9 protein-coding genes and 1 tRNA gene are annotated in these 16,326 nt (G+C 43.3%); 4 read left to right on the top strand and 6 right to left on the bottom strand.

Annotation, left to right across the window (positions count from 1 at the left end; genetic code table 11):
• Positions 1–233 precede the first annotated feature (233 nt).
• Positions 234–3,260, top strand: coding sequence for a tetratricopeptide repeat protein (locus BM090_RS04460; protein ID WP_143083865.1), 3,027 nt, complete (start codon positions 234–236; stop codon positions 3,258–3,260).
• Between the two features lie 69 nt (positions 3,261–3,329).
• Here BM090_RS04460 and BM090_RS04455 read toward each other — a convergent pair whose 3' ends face one another.
• Entirely contained in the window at positions 3,330–4,130 is an 801-nt protein-coding gene (locus BM090_RS04455) for a Rossmann-like and DUF2520 domain-containing protein (protein ID WP_091508180.1), read from the bottom strand.
• 225 nt (positions 4,131–4,355) lie between these two features.
• Here BM090_RS04455 and BM090_RS04450 point away from each other — a divergent pair, with 225 nt between their 5' ends.
• Positions 4,356–5,144, top strand: a complete 789-nt coding sequence (locus BM090_RS04450; RefSeq protein ID WP_091508175.1) for a queuosine precursor transporter — start codon at positions 4,356–4,358, stop codon at positions 5,142–5,144.
• Here BM090_RS04450 and BM090_RS04445 read toward each other — a convergent pair.
• Entirely contained in the window at positions 5,141–6,979 is a 1,839-nt protein-coding gene (locus BM090_RS04445) for a PAS domain-containing sensor histidine kinase (protein ID WP_091508172.1), read from the bottom strand. The genes BM090_RS04450 and BM090_RS04445 overlap by 4 nt on opposite strands.
• A 151-nt stretch (positions 6,980–7,130) precedes the next feature.
• Positions 7,131–7,205, bottom strand: a tRNA-Val gene (locus tag BM090_RS04440).
• Between the two features lie 225 nt (positions 7,206–7,430).
• Here BM090_RS04440 and BM090_RS04435 point away from each other — a divergent pair.
• Positions 7,431–8,051, top strand: a complete 621-nt coding sequence (locus BM090_RS04435) for a hypothetical protein (RefSeq protein WP_091508169.1) — start codon at positions 7,431–7,433, stop codon at positions 8,049–8,051.
• A 71-nt stretch (positions 8,052–8,122) separates the two neighbouring features.
• Here the strand turns inward: BM090_RS04435 and BM090_RS04430 are convergent, their stop codons facing one another.
• Positions 8,123–11,386 (bottom strand): hypothetical protein, encoded by a 3,264-nt coding sequence (locus BM090_RS04430; protein ID WP_143083864.1) that lies wholly within the window; start codon positions 11,384–11,386, stop codon positions 8,123–8,125.
• Positions 11,387–11,722: 336 nt separating this feature from the next.
• Between BM090_RS04430 and guaB the strand changes: the two genes are divergently transcribed.
• Entirely contained in the window at positions 11,723–13,195 is a 1,473-nt protein-coding gene (gene guaB / locus BM090_RS04425; protein ID WP_091508163.1) for an IMP dehydrogenase, read from the top strand.
• A gap of 67 nt (positions 13,196–13,262) precedes the next feature.
• Here the strand turns inward: guaB and BM090_RS04420 are convergent, their stop codons facing one another.
• Entirely contained in the window at positions 13,263–14,027 is a 765-nt protein-coding gene (locus BM090_RS04420) for a response regulator (protein WP_091508160.1), read from the bottom strand.
• A gap of 181 nt (positions 14,028–14,208) precedes the next feature.
• Positions 14,209–16,167 (bottom strand): M1 family metallopeptidase, encoded by a 1,959-nt coding sequence (locus tag BM090_RS04415; RefSeq protein WP_091508157.1) that lies wholly within the window; start codon positions 16,165–16,167, stop codon positions 14,209–14,211.
• Between the last annotated feature and the right edge of the window lie 159 nt (positions 16,168–16,326).

The following is a 16,326-nucleotide window of genomic DNA, read 5'->3' as shown; positions in this document are numbered from 1 at the left end:
TTCGGGCTTTGTGATGATGATTTTGCTGTGGGGCGGGTTGGCTTTAGCCAACCCGCCCCACACATTTTATACGTCCCCGACAAAAATTATTAGCATTTTTTTTCGTTGTGTGCGTAGTACTATATTTTTTGAATAAATTGCCTACTGCTCAACGACGAAGGTATTTTGTGTGCAATTTTGGCAAAGCCTTCTTACTTTTGGCTGGCCATTTGGTGATAACCCCAGATTTGATAATGAAAAAAAATATATTTTTAAGTGCTTGTCTGATAAGTGCTTTTCTTTCTTCGCAAGCGCAACAAACCCTGAGCCAACGCTCTGACAACGAATTGTTTAATGTGGGTTTAGAGCTTTTTGATAAGAAAAAATACGGCGCAGCCTCCGAGTTTTTTGGGCAATATATTGGCCTGCACAAACACGATTTGCGTAGCATCGAAGCTCAATACTACAAGGCCTATTCAGATTTGCAACTTTTTCACCCCGACGCAGAACGCCAGTTCAAGGAATTTGTAACGGCTCACCCCGACCACCCGAAGGCGGCTTTGGCTTATTTTGAGTTGGGTAAATTTTATTATCAACAAAAAAATTATCCGAAGGTAATCGAGTATTTTCAATTGGCTACGCCCGAAAAATTGTCGGCGGCACAGCAAATTGAGCGCGAATTTAAGTTGGCTTACGCTTGTCTTTCGGAAAAAGATTTTGAGCAAGCAGAAAAACTTTTTAATCGCGTAAAAAATTCCGAACACCAATACACGGCTTCGGCCAACTACTACGCGGCGTATCTGAATATCAAGCAACAGCGTTATAATGAGGCTCTTATAGATTTGGACAAAGCCGAAAAAAATGAGGCTTACGCGCCAACCGTGCCGCTGATGCGTGCCAACGTGTATCACAAACGCAAAGATTTTGATAAAGTAATTGAGATAGGGGAGAAGGCTCTTGCCGACACGGCCAAGCTTGTGGGCACGGAAGAAATGTCTTTGCTCGTGGGCGATGCGTATTACAACAAAGAAAATTACACGAAAGCCAATCAATATTTTGACGTGTATTTGCAGTCGGCCAAACAGCCGCTCGCCGCACCGCTGCAATACCGCGTAGCTTATGCCCTTTTCAGAAGCGGCAAAACTGATAAAGCGATTGAGGCATTCAAACCGCTCACGCAAGCCAGCCAACCCGATGCCGAAAGCCAACCCAAAGATACTTTAGGCCAATTGGCAAACTATTATACGGGCGTGGCGTACCTGAAAGCAGGCAATAAGTCGCAGGCTCTCAACGCCTTCGACCAAGCACGCCGCAACAAAGCCCAAAGCAGCGTATCCGAACAGGCATGGTTTAATTATGCCAAAATCAACTACGATGCGGCCAACTACAACGAAGTAATTGACATTCTGACGGTTTATTTGGTCAAATTCCCTGACTCAAACAACGAAAATGAAGCCAATGAAATGTTGAGCGAGTCTTTGCTCAATTCCAACAACTACGATGAAGCACTGGAACACATCGGGGCTATCAAAAAGAAAACACCACGTATAAACGCTGCTTTTCAGCGTGTTAGCTACCTGAAAGGCACGCAGCTTTACAACGAAAATAATTTGGATAATGCCTTACAACTTTTCCAAAAATCGCTGGACAATCGCATCGACAACGACATTACGGTAGCTGCTTTATTCTGGTTGGGAGAAGTTTATTCAGCACAAAAACAATACAGCGATGCCATCAAGCAATACGAAGAGTTGATGCGTGTGCAAGGAGCTGTCAAATCGCCGTATTATCTGAAAATGCGCTACGGCTTGGGCTATGCTTTTTACAACACCAAGCAATACGACAAAGCCCTGATTCATTTCAGAGAATATACCAACCAACTGGAGAAAGCGACCGCCAAGCAGCAGTATGCCGATGCTTTGGTACGTCTTGCCGACTGTTATTATATTGATAAAAATTATGGCCAAGCCCTCAAGGCTTACGACAAGATCATCGACCGCAAAGACCCAGAAAGTGATTACGCTTTGTATCAGAAAGGGTTGATTTTCAGTGCCAGCGACCGCAACGACGAGGCCAAGAAAAGTTTTGGAACGATTATAGAACGTTATGCGGACTCTCGTTTTAAAGATGAAGCCACCTTCCAACGTGCCGAAATCGACCTTGAAAGTGGTAATTACGAAGCGGCAACTTCTGGATTTACTGCGGCCATTGCTCTCAACCCGAAAGGCAGCAGCGTGCCATATTATTACCTAAAAAGAGCCGTTGCTTACTCTAATTTGCGCCAATACGACAAGTCGGCGGCTGATTATAAAAAGATTTTGGACGAATATCCCAAACACGCCACTGCCAATGAAGCCTTACAAGGGCTGCAAAAAGTGCTTACCAGCGCAGGCACAGTGGACGAATTAAACGACTATTTGACCAAGTACAAAAACAGCAATCCAGAAGCCACAGATTTAGAAAACATAGAATTTGATGCGGCTAAAGGCTTGTATTACAGCCAAAAATACGACAAGGCTATCAAAAGTTTGGAAAATTTCTTGAACGGTTATGGCCAATCAGGTTTGGCACAAGAAGCCAAGTTTTTGCTTGCCGAATCTTATTACCGTGTGGGCAAACGCGACAAATCCATTGAGCTGCACAAAGAGTTGCTAAGTGCTAAGAAAAATAATACCACCAACAAATCTGTAATGCGTTTGGCTGAGTTGGAATATGCCAACGCCAACTACAAAGCCTCGCAAGTCTATTACAATTTGCTCGTCAATACGGCCAGCAACAAACGTGAGCTTTTTAATGCTTGGACGGGCATGATGGAAACCTATTATCAGTTGGCCAATTATGATTCGGTGGCGTATTTTGCCCAAACCATTAGTGCCAAAGACAACGCGCCAATAGATGCCGCCAACAAAGCCTCTTTGTACGCGGGAAAAGTGGCTTACGCCAAAGGTGATTATGAAACGGCTACCGATGAACTACTCAATACCGCCAACGAAGCCAAAGACCAATACGGAGCAGAAGCGCAATATTTGTTGGGTGAAGTTTTTTATAAACAGAAAAAATACAAAGAATCGTTGCAGGCTTTGTATGGCGTAAAAGACAATTTTGCGAACTATCAGAAATGGAACGACAAAGCGTATTTGTTGATGGCCGATAATTTTATTGCTCAAAATCAATACTATCAGGCTCGTGCAACGCTTTCGAGTATCATCGAAAATTCGCCAGATAACGGCACACGCGATGCGGCCAAACAAAAATTGGAGCAAATTAAAAATAAGAAATAATACAAATAATTCACAGTAGATACGCACAGCCGTGCGTATCTACAAAATGTGCGTCTCTACTGATTTTTTTTAATGCCTCAAAATGCTTTCGGTGAGCAGTTTGTATAAGTCGTGCAACGGCGGGTTGCCTTGCAGGTACAACAAATGTTGCTCAATGGTCAGTAGGTCGCGGCGTGCGGCAGGGCCAGTTTGGGCTTTTTCGGGGCCTACGGCCATACTTTTGGCTACGGTTTCTTGTATCAGCGGCTTTAATATCTCAAAATCAATACTTTGTTCGGATAAAATTTCTTGCGAAAGTCGCCACAAATGATTGGTAAAATTGCAGGCAAATACGGCAGAAATATGCAGCACGCGTCGTTGTTGTGAATCCAAATTATACAAATTGCGGCTCACGCTACTGGCCAAATCGTACAAGATTTGTTCGGAAACATCGCCATCAAATTCCAAACAAAAAGGCACTTGCCCAATGTCCACGTGTTTGTTTTTGCTGAAGGTCTGGAGCGGATAAAAAACCCCTTTCGGATTGGGCAGCGCATTGAGTACGCCCAATGGTCTCGTGCCCGACGTGTGCGCAATTACTACATCTGGCGGCAACACCAACAGTTTACAAACCTGCTCAATGGCATCATCAGAAACAGCAATGAGCAATACATCGACATTTGTTTCGCGAAAATCAGGCTCGTTTAACACTTTGGCATCATATAGATTGTCGGCCAGTGTTTGCGCGTGCGCTTCGGTGGCACTGTACACAGCCACAATGCTATGACCTACATCTTCCAAGTTCTGCGCCAAATGCCACGCCACATTGCCCGAACCCACCAAGCCAATGCGGTAAGTACGCATCAGGCTCGTCATTTTTTTCTTTATCATATCTGAAACCTAATTGTAGGAAAATGTTTGCCAAACAGAAATTTATCTCAAAAATAAAAGTATTGGCCAATATACCGCACGACACAATGTTATTTCCTTTGTTTGCGTCATAAAACCCTGCTAGTGTCTTGTATTTTTTTCTGATTATAAAAAAACTCCCAACCCAATTTTATTGTTATATTAGCTTTAGCAATCAAACTCAAACGTAATCAGACTTTTAAATCTATGGCAGCCAATCATATCGCCGACCGCAAAAACACGGTTTTTATTATTCTTTGCGGCATTTTCATTACCAATGCTGTGTTGGCCGAGCTTATCGGTGTCAAGATTTTTTCCTTAGAAGCAACACTTGGGTTTCCTGCTGCTCAAATTCCTGTGTTAGAAGGCTTTGTGTTGGATTTTAATTTGAGTGCGGGTGCGCTGATTTGGCCTGTGGTCTTTGTTACGTCCGATTTGATAAACGAATATTTTGGCACGAAAGGCGTAAAAAAAATTAGTTATCTGGCCGTTGGCCTCATCGCCTACACGTTTGTAGTGGTGTTTATGACTACGGGACTTTCGCCTGCGCAATTTTGGTTGGACACCAACGCCACAGACGCACAAGGCCGGCCGTTTGATGTCAATTTGGCTTATACGAAGCTCTTCAGCCAAAGTTTGAGCATTATTGTGGCTTCTATTACGGCGTTTTTGGTGGGGCAATTACTGGACGCGTATATTTTTCAGGCCTTGCGCCACCGCACGGGTAGCCGCCTGATTTGGTTGCGTGCCACAGGTTCTACGCTTGTATCGCAGTTGGTGGATAGTTTCCTGATTCTGACGCTCGCGTTTTATGTATTAGGCAACTGGACTTTAGCCCAAGTGATTAGCACTGGCATTATTCAGTACATTTATAAAATGACGGTAGCCGTAGTTCTTACGCCCGTTATTTATGTGGCACATCATTGGATAGACCGTTATTTGGGCGAAAAAACAGCCGAACAACTCATGCACCAAGCCGAAGAACAGAATTTTTAAAATGTAATTTTGAAAGTAGTGCCTACGTTGGGTTGGCTTTCTATTTCGATATGTCCGCCTAAGGCTTCGATTTGATTTTTTACCAAAAAAAGCCCTACGCCTCGTGCGTCGGTGTTGTTGTGGAAGGTTTTGTACAAACCAAAAACGCGTTCTCTGTTATGCGTGAGGTCTATGCCCAAACCGTTGTCTTCAAAAATCAAAACGATGTGGCCATTTTCCTGAAAAGTACGCACTTGTACTTGACAAGGCCTGTCAGGAGATTTGTATTTGATGGAATTGGAAAGCAGATTTTGGAAAACGCTATCCAAATAAAGTGCTGGATACAAGATGGTTGGAGCTTGCTCAAAGTTTTCTGTAATCGTAACGTCAGCCTCCCGAATCCAAGCCGAAAGCGTATTTTTAACAGACTGTAAAATTTGTGCAAACGATAATACATCTTGTTCTTTTTTGAGGTCTTTGCGCACGCGCAATATTTGCGCCAAAATATCAATGGTATCTAAGGCTTTGGAAGCAGTGTTACAAAGATTTTGAATCAAAAAGTCTTTTTCGTTGTCGTCGTGCGTTTTGGTGAGCCAGTCCGCAATCATAATCATGTTGCCGATGGGCGCACGTAAATTATGAGAGGTAATGTGCGCAAAATCTTCAAGCTGTTTGTTTTGCAACAACAAAATTTGGGACGTTTCCACCGCCTCGCGTTGCGACTTTTTCAGAGCGGTAATGTCGCGGCCTTCCGTGATGAGCATCAGCGTTTTGCCTTCTGAATCGCGGAGCGGTTTTACCGAAAAATCTATGATAAATACCTGATTATTAGAAGCTAATATTTCGGTTTCGTAGCGCACGAACTCGCCCGCCGCTGCTTTTTGTATGGCCTCTTGGAGTTGCTGCTGACTTTGTGCAGAGGCATTCCACCAAGGCGTATCCCAAAAATAAAGGCCTTTTACTTGTTCTAACGTAAGGCCTCGCAAGCGTAGAGCCGTTTCGTTGGATTCAATAATTTTTCCTGAAGGCTCCAGCAAACTCACAAACTGAAATGTCTGTTGGAACACTGCCGAAAATAGTTGTTCTTTTTCAATAAGCAATTGTTCGGCGCGTTTGCGAGCATCTATGTCAATAACAGAGCCTACAAAGCGTTTTGGGATTCCGTTTTCGCCCCGACTTACTTGCCCGTGCGCCTCAAACCATTTGTAAACGCCCGATTTGGTACGCAACGGGTATTCCATCGAAAATGGCACGTCGGTTTCCATGTGTCGTTGCACTCCTTCTTGTACTTTATCGACATAGTCAGGGCGTAACAACTCGTAAAAAGTATCGGTCGTAGGTTCTATTTCTTCATATTCGTAACCCAACAATTCATAAAATTTAGGCGACCACCATTGCTGCTTTTGATTCACATCAAACAAATCCCAAATGCCCGCGCCAAAACCTTGTATGGCCAATTTGTATTGACTTTCACTTTCGGCTAACTGCTGCTTGGTTGTCTGCAAATCCGTTACGTTTTGGGAAATGGCAACGCCGTAATATTGCCCCGTAGCTCTGCTTTGTATCGGGATAAAAGTGTTGATATACACCAATGTCCCCGTATTAGTTTCTGATTGAATCCGTTCGCCATTAAGTACGCGTTCGTAACAAAGCTTGAGTGCTTGATATGATTTTTCGGGGACTACTTCCTGAAGCGTTTTGCCCACCATAAATTCAGGGTTATAATGATTGCGGCGAAGTTCTTCACCTGCTGCAAAGAAAAAACGCATATCCTTATCAAACATTAACACTGCACTGTTAGGAATGTTTTCAGCAAATGTTTTATAAAGGTCGATTTCTAATTGGATAGAGTTCATGGCAGCAGATGTGGGGAGAATGTTTAGTTGGAACGCAAAAGATACGTCAAATCAATGACACTTCCAGAAGGAAGCCGAAAAAACACCACAAAAAATTTGAATTGCCCTAAAAAAAAGAAAACCTCTCCGAATTGGAAAGGTTTTCTTTGTGTGGGAGCAACAGGATTCGAACCTGTGACCCTCTGCTTGTAAGGCAGATGCTCTGAACCAACTGAGCTATGCTCCCTTATTGTGGGTGCAAAAGTAGAAGACTGAAATTTAATTTCCAACTTTTACACCCAATTTATTTAAAAAAAATTAATAAGTGTCTTGTTTTGTGGTATATGCTGTTTTTTTAGCATAAAAGTAATATTTTGTGTTTTGATATAATATACCTTCTTTTGTTGAAATCTAAATTTTTTAAATTAAAAAACCAATTGGCCTAATCCTGTTATTAGAGAATCATTGTTTTATGAAAAAATCAGCTATTTTATTTTTGTTTATTTCAGTGTTCTTATATGCCTGCGATCCTGAGCGATTATGTCAAAAACCTGGTTGTATGTATTCTGATGTTGGGGCTACAATAGCAGGCACTATATCAGGGGCAACTGATAGTATAATTCATGTGGGTGATACCGTTAAGGTAAGTATTAAAATCCCAGATACCCTTTATACGAATTATGGAGCAATTGCAGTAAAAGGATTTACGGCGCACAATAAAACGATAGGTTTATCTTGTGGGGGGGCAGATAGTATTATACCTGAAGGTGCATTTTTAAACTCTTTTTTCCCTCCAGAAATTATCAAAAAAGGGTTTAAATACCGCAATAGTGCTAATGCCAACTTTGATGTTAATAGTAGAACGTTAGAATGTTGGTTTATGCCAGACCGTAAAGGAAAATATGTAATAGAAGCCAGTAATGGCTTAGTTGATGTACGTGCCACTAATGGCCAAGAGTGGGCTGTTAATATCGCTATACAATTGAATCAGCCTAAACGTTACCAACAATATTTAGGATGGTTTGAACCAAATGTAAGAGCATCAGTACATTATCCTGAAGGTATGGGGTTTTATTGGTTTGAAGTAAAATAATATGCAAAAATAAAGCCGCCTATAAGAAATGATATAGGCGGCTTTATTATATCAATAAAGTAATCAGTTAATTAAAAATCATACCCCAGCGTAAAATAAAAACGCGGCGAAAGCACTTCGTAATTCTGAACGCCCCACGCCATATCAGCTTTTACATAATAGCCTAAAATCATGGTGCGCAAACCCGCGCCATAGCTACTCAATATTGGGTTATAAAATTCGTTTACGGTAATGGTAAAAGGATTTGAATAAGTAGTTTTTGACCCGAAATTACTGTCCCTATCAAGTGGCGAACCGCTTTGCCAAGCAGTACCCGCATCCGCGAAAGCTACCAACTGGAAGTTGCGCAAGAAGTTAGAACTAATCGTGCCTCTGTACAAATAACGCACAATTGGAATCCGTAATTCGGCATTGAACAACATATAATTGCGGCCATACATCGTATTGTATTTGAAACCACGCAAGTTGGTAGCAAACTGCATGAATAGCCAATCTACATTTTGATCGCCTTGTTGTTGTTCCAAAAGTGGGTCGTGTTCGTTGTCTGAGCGATTAAAACGTCCATCGCCACCAATCCAGTTATCCATGCCACCAAGCGAATATTTTTTGGCAGCATTGCCGAAGAAATGCCCAAACGAACCGCGCAAAGCCAACACCAATTCCTTGTGTATGGGCTGATAATGGCGCAAATCTATGTGCAAATTCCCGAAGCTTTTTTGGCTGTTGCCCATGCCAAAATATTGTTCAAAACGTACTTTTCCACGCGTACCTTCCAGCATATTGATACCATGCGAAACGGTGTGGTCATAGACGTATTCCGCGCCAATACCCGAATAAAGCTGTTTTACGTCGGGCGTGGACATACTTGCCGCGCCGTCGTCGAGGTTGACGTAACGTGTTTGTGCCACAAATGGCGAAACTTCAATTCTGTGCGCTAAACTCAGCGGATAAGCCGCCGTCAATTGAGCTTTGTTAAGGTTGTAACGTCTGGCCAACGATTCATTGCTATAATAATAGCTTTGCTTGTCCATGCGTGCTTTGAAGTCAACGCGGCGTTTGAGATACTGGTATTCCATAAAAATATTGCTGCTGCGCAAATCCGAAAACGGCAAAAATCCCGCCTTAATCTTATGGTTTTCAAACATATCGGTCATGGTGGCTTCCATCAAAAAACCTAAGCCGCGTAAGGGGTCTAAGGTTGCAGTGGTGCTAATGGTATTTAAGCCTAAGCGATTCAGATATTCAAATGGGCCTGTTGCAGAAACATTGGATTGCCCTGTACCCGCTTCCGTATGCGCCACCGTCGGCAAAGACGGTTTGAGTAGCTGCGGTTTCAGGCTTGGTTTGAAGCTGCTTTTACGGATTTTTTCTGACTCAAAAACATAATTCCGAATGTCTATTTCATTGGTATTGAGCATGATAATCGTGTCTTTGGGCGCGACAACAGGCTTGGCGGCTGTGTCTGCTACCACTGGCGCAACGGTCAGTGTTGGTGGCGTAAGTTTGGCGGCTGTGTCTGCTGCAACTGCTCCCAGCGACTTCACATTTTGGCGATAAATACGGTCTGCTATCATGTCTTGACGGCGCGTTGGCAGATTCACCAAATTACTGTTCCAGTTGGCAGGCGCAGCCGTCTGATACAGATTTTCTTGGTTGTTACTTTTAAGAATAAACGTAATGGCTTGGCTGTTTTCGTTTACATCAAAATTCTTAACACTGTATTCCCATTCCGAAATAGAAGAGCATTGTCCTGTGGCCAGATCTAATTTTTTGAGGTTATTTATTCCAAACTCATCGCTAAGAAACACAATGTTATTTTTATCTAACACACGCGGACGTGTTTCGTTAAATACCGTGTTGGTTAGGCGTTTGAGGGTTTTGGAATGCGCTTTTAGCTCAAACAGATTGTAATTATTGAAAATATCTTTGTAGGTAGCAGACTTGCCCAGCGTATCGGACAAACGATTGGAACTAAATACAATAGACTCGTTACCAATGAATTGCGGCTGTTGGTCGTCGTAAAAATCTTTGGTCAGATTCGTAACATTTCCACGCACGATATTAAACAAAAAGATGTCGGATTGGCCTTCTTGCTGCGCCGCCAATACCATATTTTTCCCGTCGGTCGTTACGTCAAAACTATATACTTGCTTGAATTGCGCCAACGATGTTTTTGTTTTTTTGCCAGTGGCCACATCGTAGGCGAGCCATTCGGGTTGGGCATTGTGTAGGCTAATGACATGCAATGCGGCATTGCCTTGCCAAGCCAAAATCGGCGTTTGGTAGTCCACGCGCTGAGAAAGTAGGCGATTGCCACCTTTCCAAACAATGCTTTGGCGACCTGTTTGGCGGTCAAGTAGCAACACTCGGTAGCGACCTTCGTAGTTTTGTGTATAAGCTACCAACTGCCCGTTTTCGCTGACAGCCAAGTCATTATACACCCACTTGCGATTGGTTTTGTGGCTGATTCTATTCGTTTTTTCAGGAGTTTTGTAAGAAGCTGCCGCCGCGTCGGCCATGGCACTGTAATAATTACGCCAGTCGCGAATAAGTTTTTCGTAAGGAATGGCCAAGGTGCTGCCGATGCTGTTTTCTTCGTTGCGCATGATGCGCGTCAGATTCAGGATATTAGAAATATTGGCACGTCCGTATTTTTCGGCGATATAATTCCAAATAGATTGCCCTGCGATTTCGGCTTCTTCCCCTAACAAATTGGAAGGTTTGCGCCAACGGCGCGTACTCATGGCATCGCGTACTTGGTCGTCGAGTTCTATACTCCAGCCGTCGGAAGCATAGCGCACGCCGCCACCAATAAACCAGTCTGGCAGCAAGAGCAAATAATTATTTTGGACTACGTCTTTAAAACTTCCGCCGTACATCATGTCGTTGAGCAGCGTTTGGGCTACGCCACGACTTATTTCTTTGCGAAAAGCGATTTGATTGCCAGCAAAAGGTACTTCTACAATGGATTTGATGAAATTGGTACGACCACCCACAATGGAGTTTTCTTGTTCGAGGCCTACATTACTTTGTTGCAAATCAGCTTTGGAGGCGTACACATACAAGCGTATGCGCGAATACGACGAAAACCCAAACAAGTCGGAAAGGCGCGAAAATTCGGTTTCGGCGTATTGGGCAGCTGTACGCGCTAAGGCTTCGTTGTTGTCGTAATAGAAAATAATAAAATTATTAGTGGTAATATATTGCCACTTGAATACTTGGTACTGAATCCTATTTTTGCCGTATTCTTCTTGTGCGGCTTGCGCCTGTGCCTTTTGCCCAAATAGACACAGTACAGTTATATAAATACATAAAGTCCTGATAAACAGTCTCATAATATACTCCAGATTTATTTGCAGTTGGTTTTGAGCCATAAATTAACATAAAAACGCCGAAAGCACCCAGAATAATATACACGAATAAGCGCAGATTTTGGAATGAGCGGCAGGATTTGTATCAAAATTAAAATACAAAGATTGGGGATCTGGATAGCAATGGCTTGCGTGTGGCAATGTTTTGGCTTTGATTTTGGTTAAAATAAAGAGATTTCTTACACCGTTTCGCTTTGCGATAAACAATTGTTTTTCAATTTTTTCAAAAAAAGGTTTGAGTTATTAGAAAAATCGCTGTAGGTTTGCGTGGCAAATAAAGAACCCTAACTTTTATTTGCCATGAGCTTAGATTCAGCTAAATTTTTGTTCGAAGCACTCACTTATGATGATGTGCTTTTGCTCCCCGCTTATTCCGAAGTTTTACCCCGCGACACAAAGACCGTAACAAAGCTAACGCGCAACATTAGCATCAACATTCCGCTTGTTTCGGCGGCAATGGATACGGTTACGGAATACGAGTTAGCTATCGCAATGGCACAAGAAGGTGGCATTGGTTTCATTCACAAAAACATGAGCATTGAGCAGCAAGCCGAGCAGGTGCGCAAAGTGAAACGCTCGGAAAGTGGAATGATTATTGACCCCGTAACGCTTTCCGAATCCGCTACAATTGGCGAGGCGCAGCGCATGATGCGCGAATTTCGCATTGGCGGCATTCCTGTGGTCAGTGCCACACACAAACTGTTAGGTATTCTTACCAATCGCGACTTGCGTTTTGAAAAAAATTCGGCTCGCCCTGTGGTAGAAGTAATGACCAAAGAAAATTTGGTTACTGGACATCAAGGGATTAGCCTCCAAGAAGCCGAAGATATTTTGCAAGAATACAAAATTGAAAAGCTCCCTATCGTAGATGCTAATTTCAATCTTATCGGGTTGGTTACTTACAAAGACATCTTGAAACGCAAAAATCACCCCAACGCCTGCAAAGATTCGTTTGGACGTTTGCGCGTAGGGGCTGCCGTTGGCGTTACGCCTGATTTTCTTGATCGCATTGCCGCTTTGCGCAAAGCAGGTGTGGATGTGGTAAGTATCGACACGGCGCACGGCCATTCCAAAGGCGTAATTGATGCACTCAAAAAAGCCAAAGCTACGTTCCCAGACCTTGAAATGATTGTCGGCAATATTGCCACAGGTGAGGCCGCAAAAGCCCTTGCCGAAGCGGGTGCAGACGCGATCAAAGTTGGGGTCGGGCCAGGCAGTATTTGTACTACACGCGTAATTGCAGGGGTGGGTATGCCACAACTCTCGGCGGTGTACGAAGCAGCTAAAGCCGTAGCGGGCATGGGTGTTCCCATTATAGCCGACGGTGGTATTCGTTTTTCGGGCGACATTGTTAAGGCCATTGCCGCAGGTGCAGACAGTATTATGATTGGCTCGATGCTTGCAGGTACGGAAGAAGCCCCTGGCGAAATGATGATTTACGAAGGCCGTAAGTTCAAGACTTACAGGGGAATGGGTTCGTTGGAAGCAATGGAAGATGGCTCAAAAGACCGTTATTTCCAAGATGCTGAAGATGATATAAAGAAACTCGTACCCGAAGGCATTGTAGGCCGTGTACCATTCAAAGGCCGTGTGGCAGAGGTTTTGTACCAGCTTACAGGTGGCCTGAAAGCGGGTATGGGTTATTGCGGTGCGCCAGATATTGCCCAATTACAAAAAGCTAAATTTGTGAAAATTACGGCGGCTGGTGTCCGTGAAAGCCACCCACACGATATTCAAATCGTGCGTGAAGCTCCAAATTACAGTGCTAAATAATTGATTATTAGTATATAATAAATAGTCCTCGTCTTTTGCAAATGCATGCAGAAGGCGGGGATTTTATTTAATCGTTACGCCAGTCGGCCAGTTCCACAAATGCTTCTTGACAAATACGCTCCAATTGTTCGACTTGTTGTTTAGCTTCATTTGGAGTAACATATTCATTTTCTGAATCTTCCATTATGTTCAGCAGCTTATCGGCTTCCGACATTCCCATCATGCTGACGGTAGATTTCATTTTGTGGGCAACGCTGCGCAATGTTTCCCAGTCGGCAGTATCGGCAGCTTCTGCGAGCTGCTCCAAAAACAAAGGCGATTGGTTACAAAAGGCTGTGGCCATGCTACGGATAAAGGCTATATTTTCGTTGGAGAGTTTGCGCAAATAAGTCAAGTCTATGGTTTCGTAGGACTTGGTCAATAAGGCTTGCGCCTCCGACTCTGTGCTAAACGTTTTGCCTAACAATTGGGTGAGTACGTTGGCCACATCTTCCAACGAAAATGGTTTGGTCAGGTAAGCATCAATGCCTTGTGCCTGTATTTGCTCCTCCAAATTGAGTGTTGCTGTGGTGAGAGCAATGGGTGTATTGGCCGAGAAGCTGTATTGTTGTCTGATATATTTTGCAATTTCAAAGCCTTGCATATCAGGTAATTGTAAATCTAAGAAAATAATATCGTAAGTAGTTTGGGTCGCTTTGCTAATGGTTTCGTGGCCAGTAGTGGCCATATCTGCGGCAATATTCCAACGCCTAAGCATTTGCGCCAACAAGTAGCTGTTGAGCAAATTGTCTTCGGAAATGAGTGCTTTGATGAGTGGATTTGGTGTATTCACGCGTTAGATGCTTTTGGATATGCTACTTGATATATTTATTGCTAAATATGGCAAAAATACTCCACAAATATTATGCTATGCAAATTTACATCTACTAAAAATACAAATAGGTGCAAAAAAAATGGCTACCCTGATATAGAAAGGGTAGCCATTTTTTTCAATTTAGGATGTTAAAATAACCTTACTCTTTTATCAACTTCTTACTAATAAAACCTTTATTGGTTTGTATTTCAATGAGATAAAGACCCGTAGCCAAACGGTTGAGCGAAAGTGTTTGCTGTGTTTGGGCAAAACCTTCTGCTACCAAATGCGTGCGGCCTGTCATGTCTTTGATTTGGATACGCTGGATTGGAGCTTGATCGGTAGTGGCTACAATCACCTGATTTTGCGCAGGATTTGGGTACAAGTGTACGAGCTTATCCGAAAGTTGCGGTTTGGCTGCCGTGATACTTGCGTTGCCGTACAACAACCATCTGTCGGGGTCGAAAGTAATACCCGTTACCGCAAACGGAATGGTTACGTCGAATTGCTGATTGTTTTGGGTATGATTCAGTACCACAATCGTATCTTTATTGCCAGCACCTCTTACGCGCACAGGTACGGGCATTTCAAAGAAATCTACGGAAGTTGGAGCAGTGGTCGTTTGGCCTAAAGTAATATGCAACACACTATCAGGGCTTTGGTGATAATGCAGGTTATAACGCGGAAAACCTCTGCCATACACCCAATCATTGATAAATTCGGTGAGGTCTTGACCGCTGGTTGCTTCCAAATGTGCCTGAAGTTGAGAGGTATGGGCATATTTATAAGCCAGAGCCGTATCGTTGGCATAATTATTCAATCCATTAAAAAAGGCAGTATCGCCCATTTTCCAACGTAACATATGTAGTACCATCGCACCTTTGTTGTAAGAAAGCGTGCTGCTGAAAACCCTGTCCACGCTGGTTGTATCGTCCACAAATACAGAGCCAGTTTGAGAAAGGGCACTATTACGTGTGGCGTTTTTCCAGCTATTCCAAGCCGATGCACCTCTTAGTTTTTCCATCGCAATCCCCGTACAGTAAGTGGCAAAACCTTCGTTAAGCCAAATTTCTGCCCAAGAGCCGCACGTTACTTTGTCGCCAAACCACTGGTGCGCCAACTCATGCGCCAGCAAGTCAAAGGCATAATTTACCACAAAACTCATGGTCTGGTGTTCCATGCCGCCACCCCAACCAAATTGAGCGTGCCCGTATTTTTCTTTATGAAATGGATATGTGCCAAAAAGCTGCGAATAAAGCTGAATAACAGGTACCAATGCGGCTGTTCCTGTTTTGGCTGTATTCATATTCTCTGGATAAACATAGTTGAGCATAGGCATGGTGTCCGTACCCAACGGCACAGGGTCTGTATAGCTGCTGTAATTGGTTACAGCGAAAGCCACCAAATAGGCCGCAATTGGATATTTATGTTTCCAGTGATAAGTAGTATGGGCGTTGGCTGCGATGCTATCTACCAGCAAGCCATTGGCCGCCACCCGATAAATGGACGGTGTAGTTACCCAAATGTCAATGGAGTCTATTTTGTCGTTGAGACTTTGTTTGCAAGGCCACCATTCCTTTGCGCCATAGGGCTCAGAAAGCGTCCAGATCACAGGTGTGCCATTGTGCGAATCTTTGATAAACGAACCAAAGCCCGTGCTTGTGGGCTCTCCATGATAATAGACTGTGATAGAATCTAGGGTATTGGCGGGCAGCGTGTCTGCGAAGGCAATGTTTAGTCTGTCGCCTTCCATTTCTGTATAGTCCGTGATTGGTTGGCCATGGTACAGAATAGAATCAACTTCCAGCGACGCTTCCATATCAAAATTAATTTCGGAAAAGCCATTTGATTTGGGGACAAAATGCGAAGTAATCGCGCCACTGATGTAATACACGCTCGGATTAACATTCCATTCGAGGCGATGATATTTCAAATCGTAATTGGCCGTAAACGGGGAAGCCGCAAAGTTTTGTTTGGCTGTGGCGGTCTTGCGTTCGGCTGTAATGAGGTTGTCTAAGTTATTTGCTTCTGTTTCGGTTAATGATTGGGCTTTCAGTAAAAAAGGAAAGGCGCAGAGCACGGTAAGCCCTACATTTCTCAAAAAGTTTATTTTGTGCATACGAGTTATTTGAAAAGGTATTGAGCGCAAAGGTAATAAAAAGCGATTGTTAAGCTAAATACACGCATATTTCACCGAAGGAGAGATTTAAGCTAATAGAATTTTTTTGAAGCAAATGAATACTCTCACTTTTCAGACTTCAGGAGTTATAAGCATAGG

Source organism: Flexibacter flexilis DSM 6793 (assembly GCF_900112255.1).
GTDB lineage: Bacteria > Bacteroidota > Bacteroidia > Cytophagales > Flexibacteraceae > Flexibacter > Flexibacter flexilis.
Note: the sequence above shows the minus strand (reverse complement) of the source record. Positions and strands in the feature narration are given on the sequence as shown.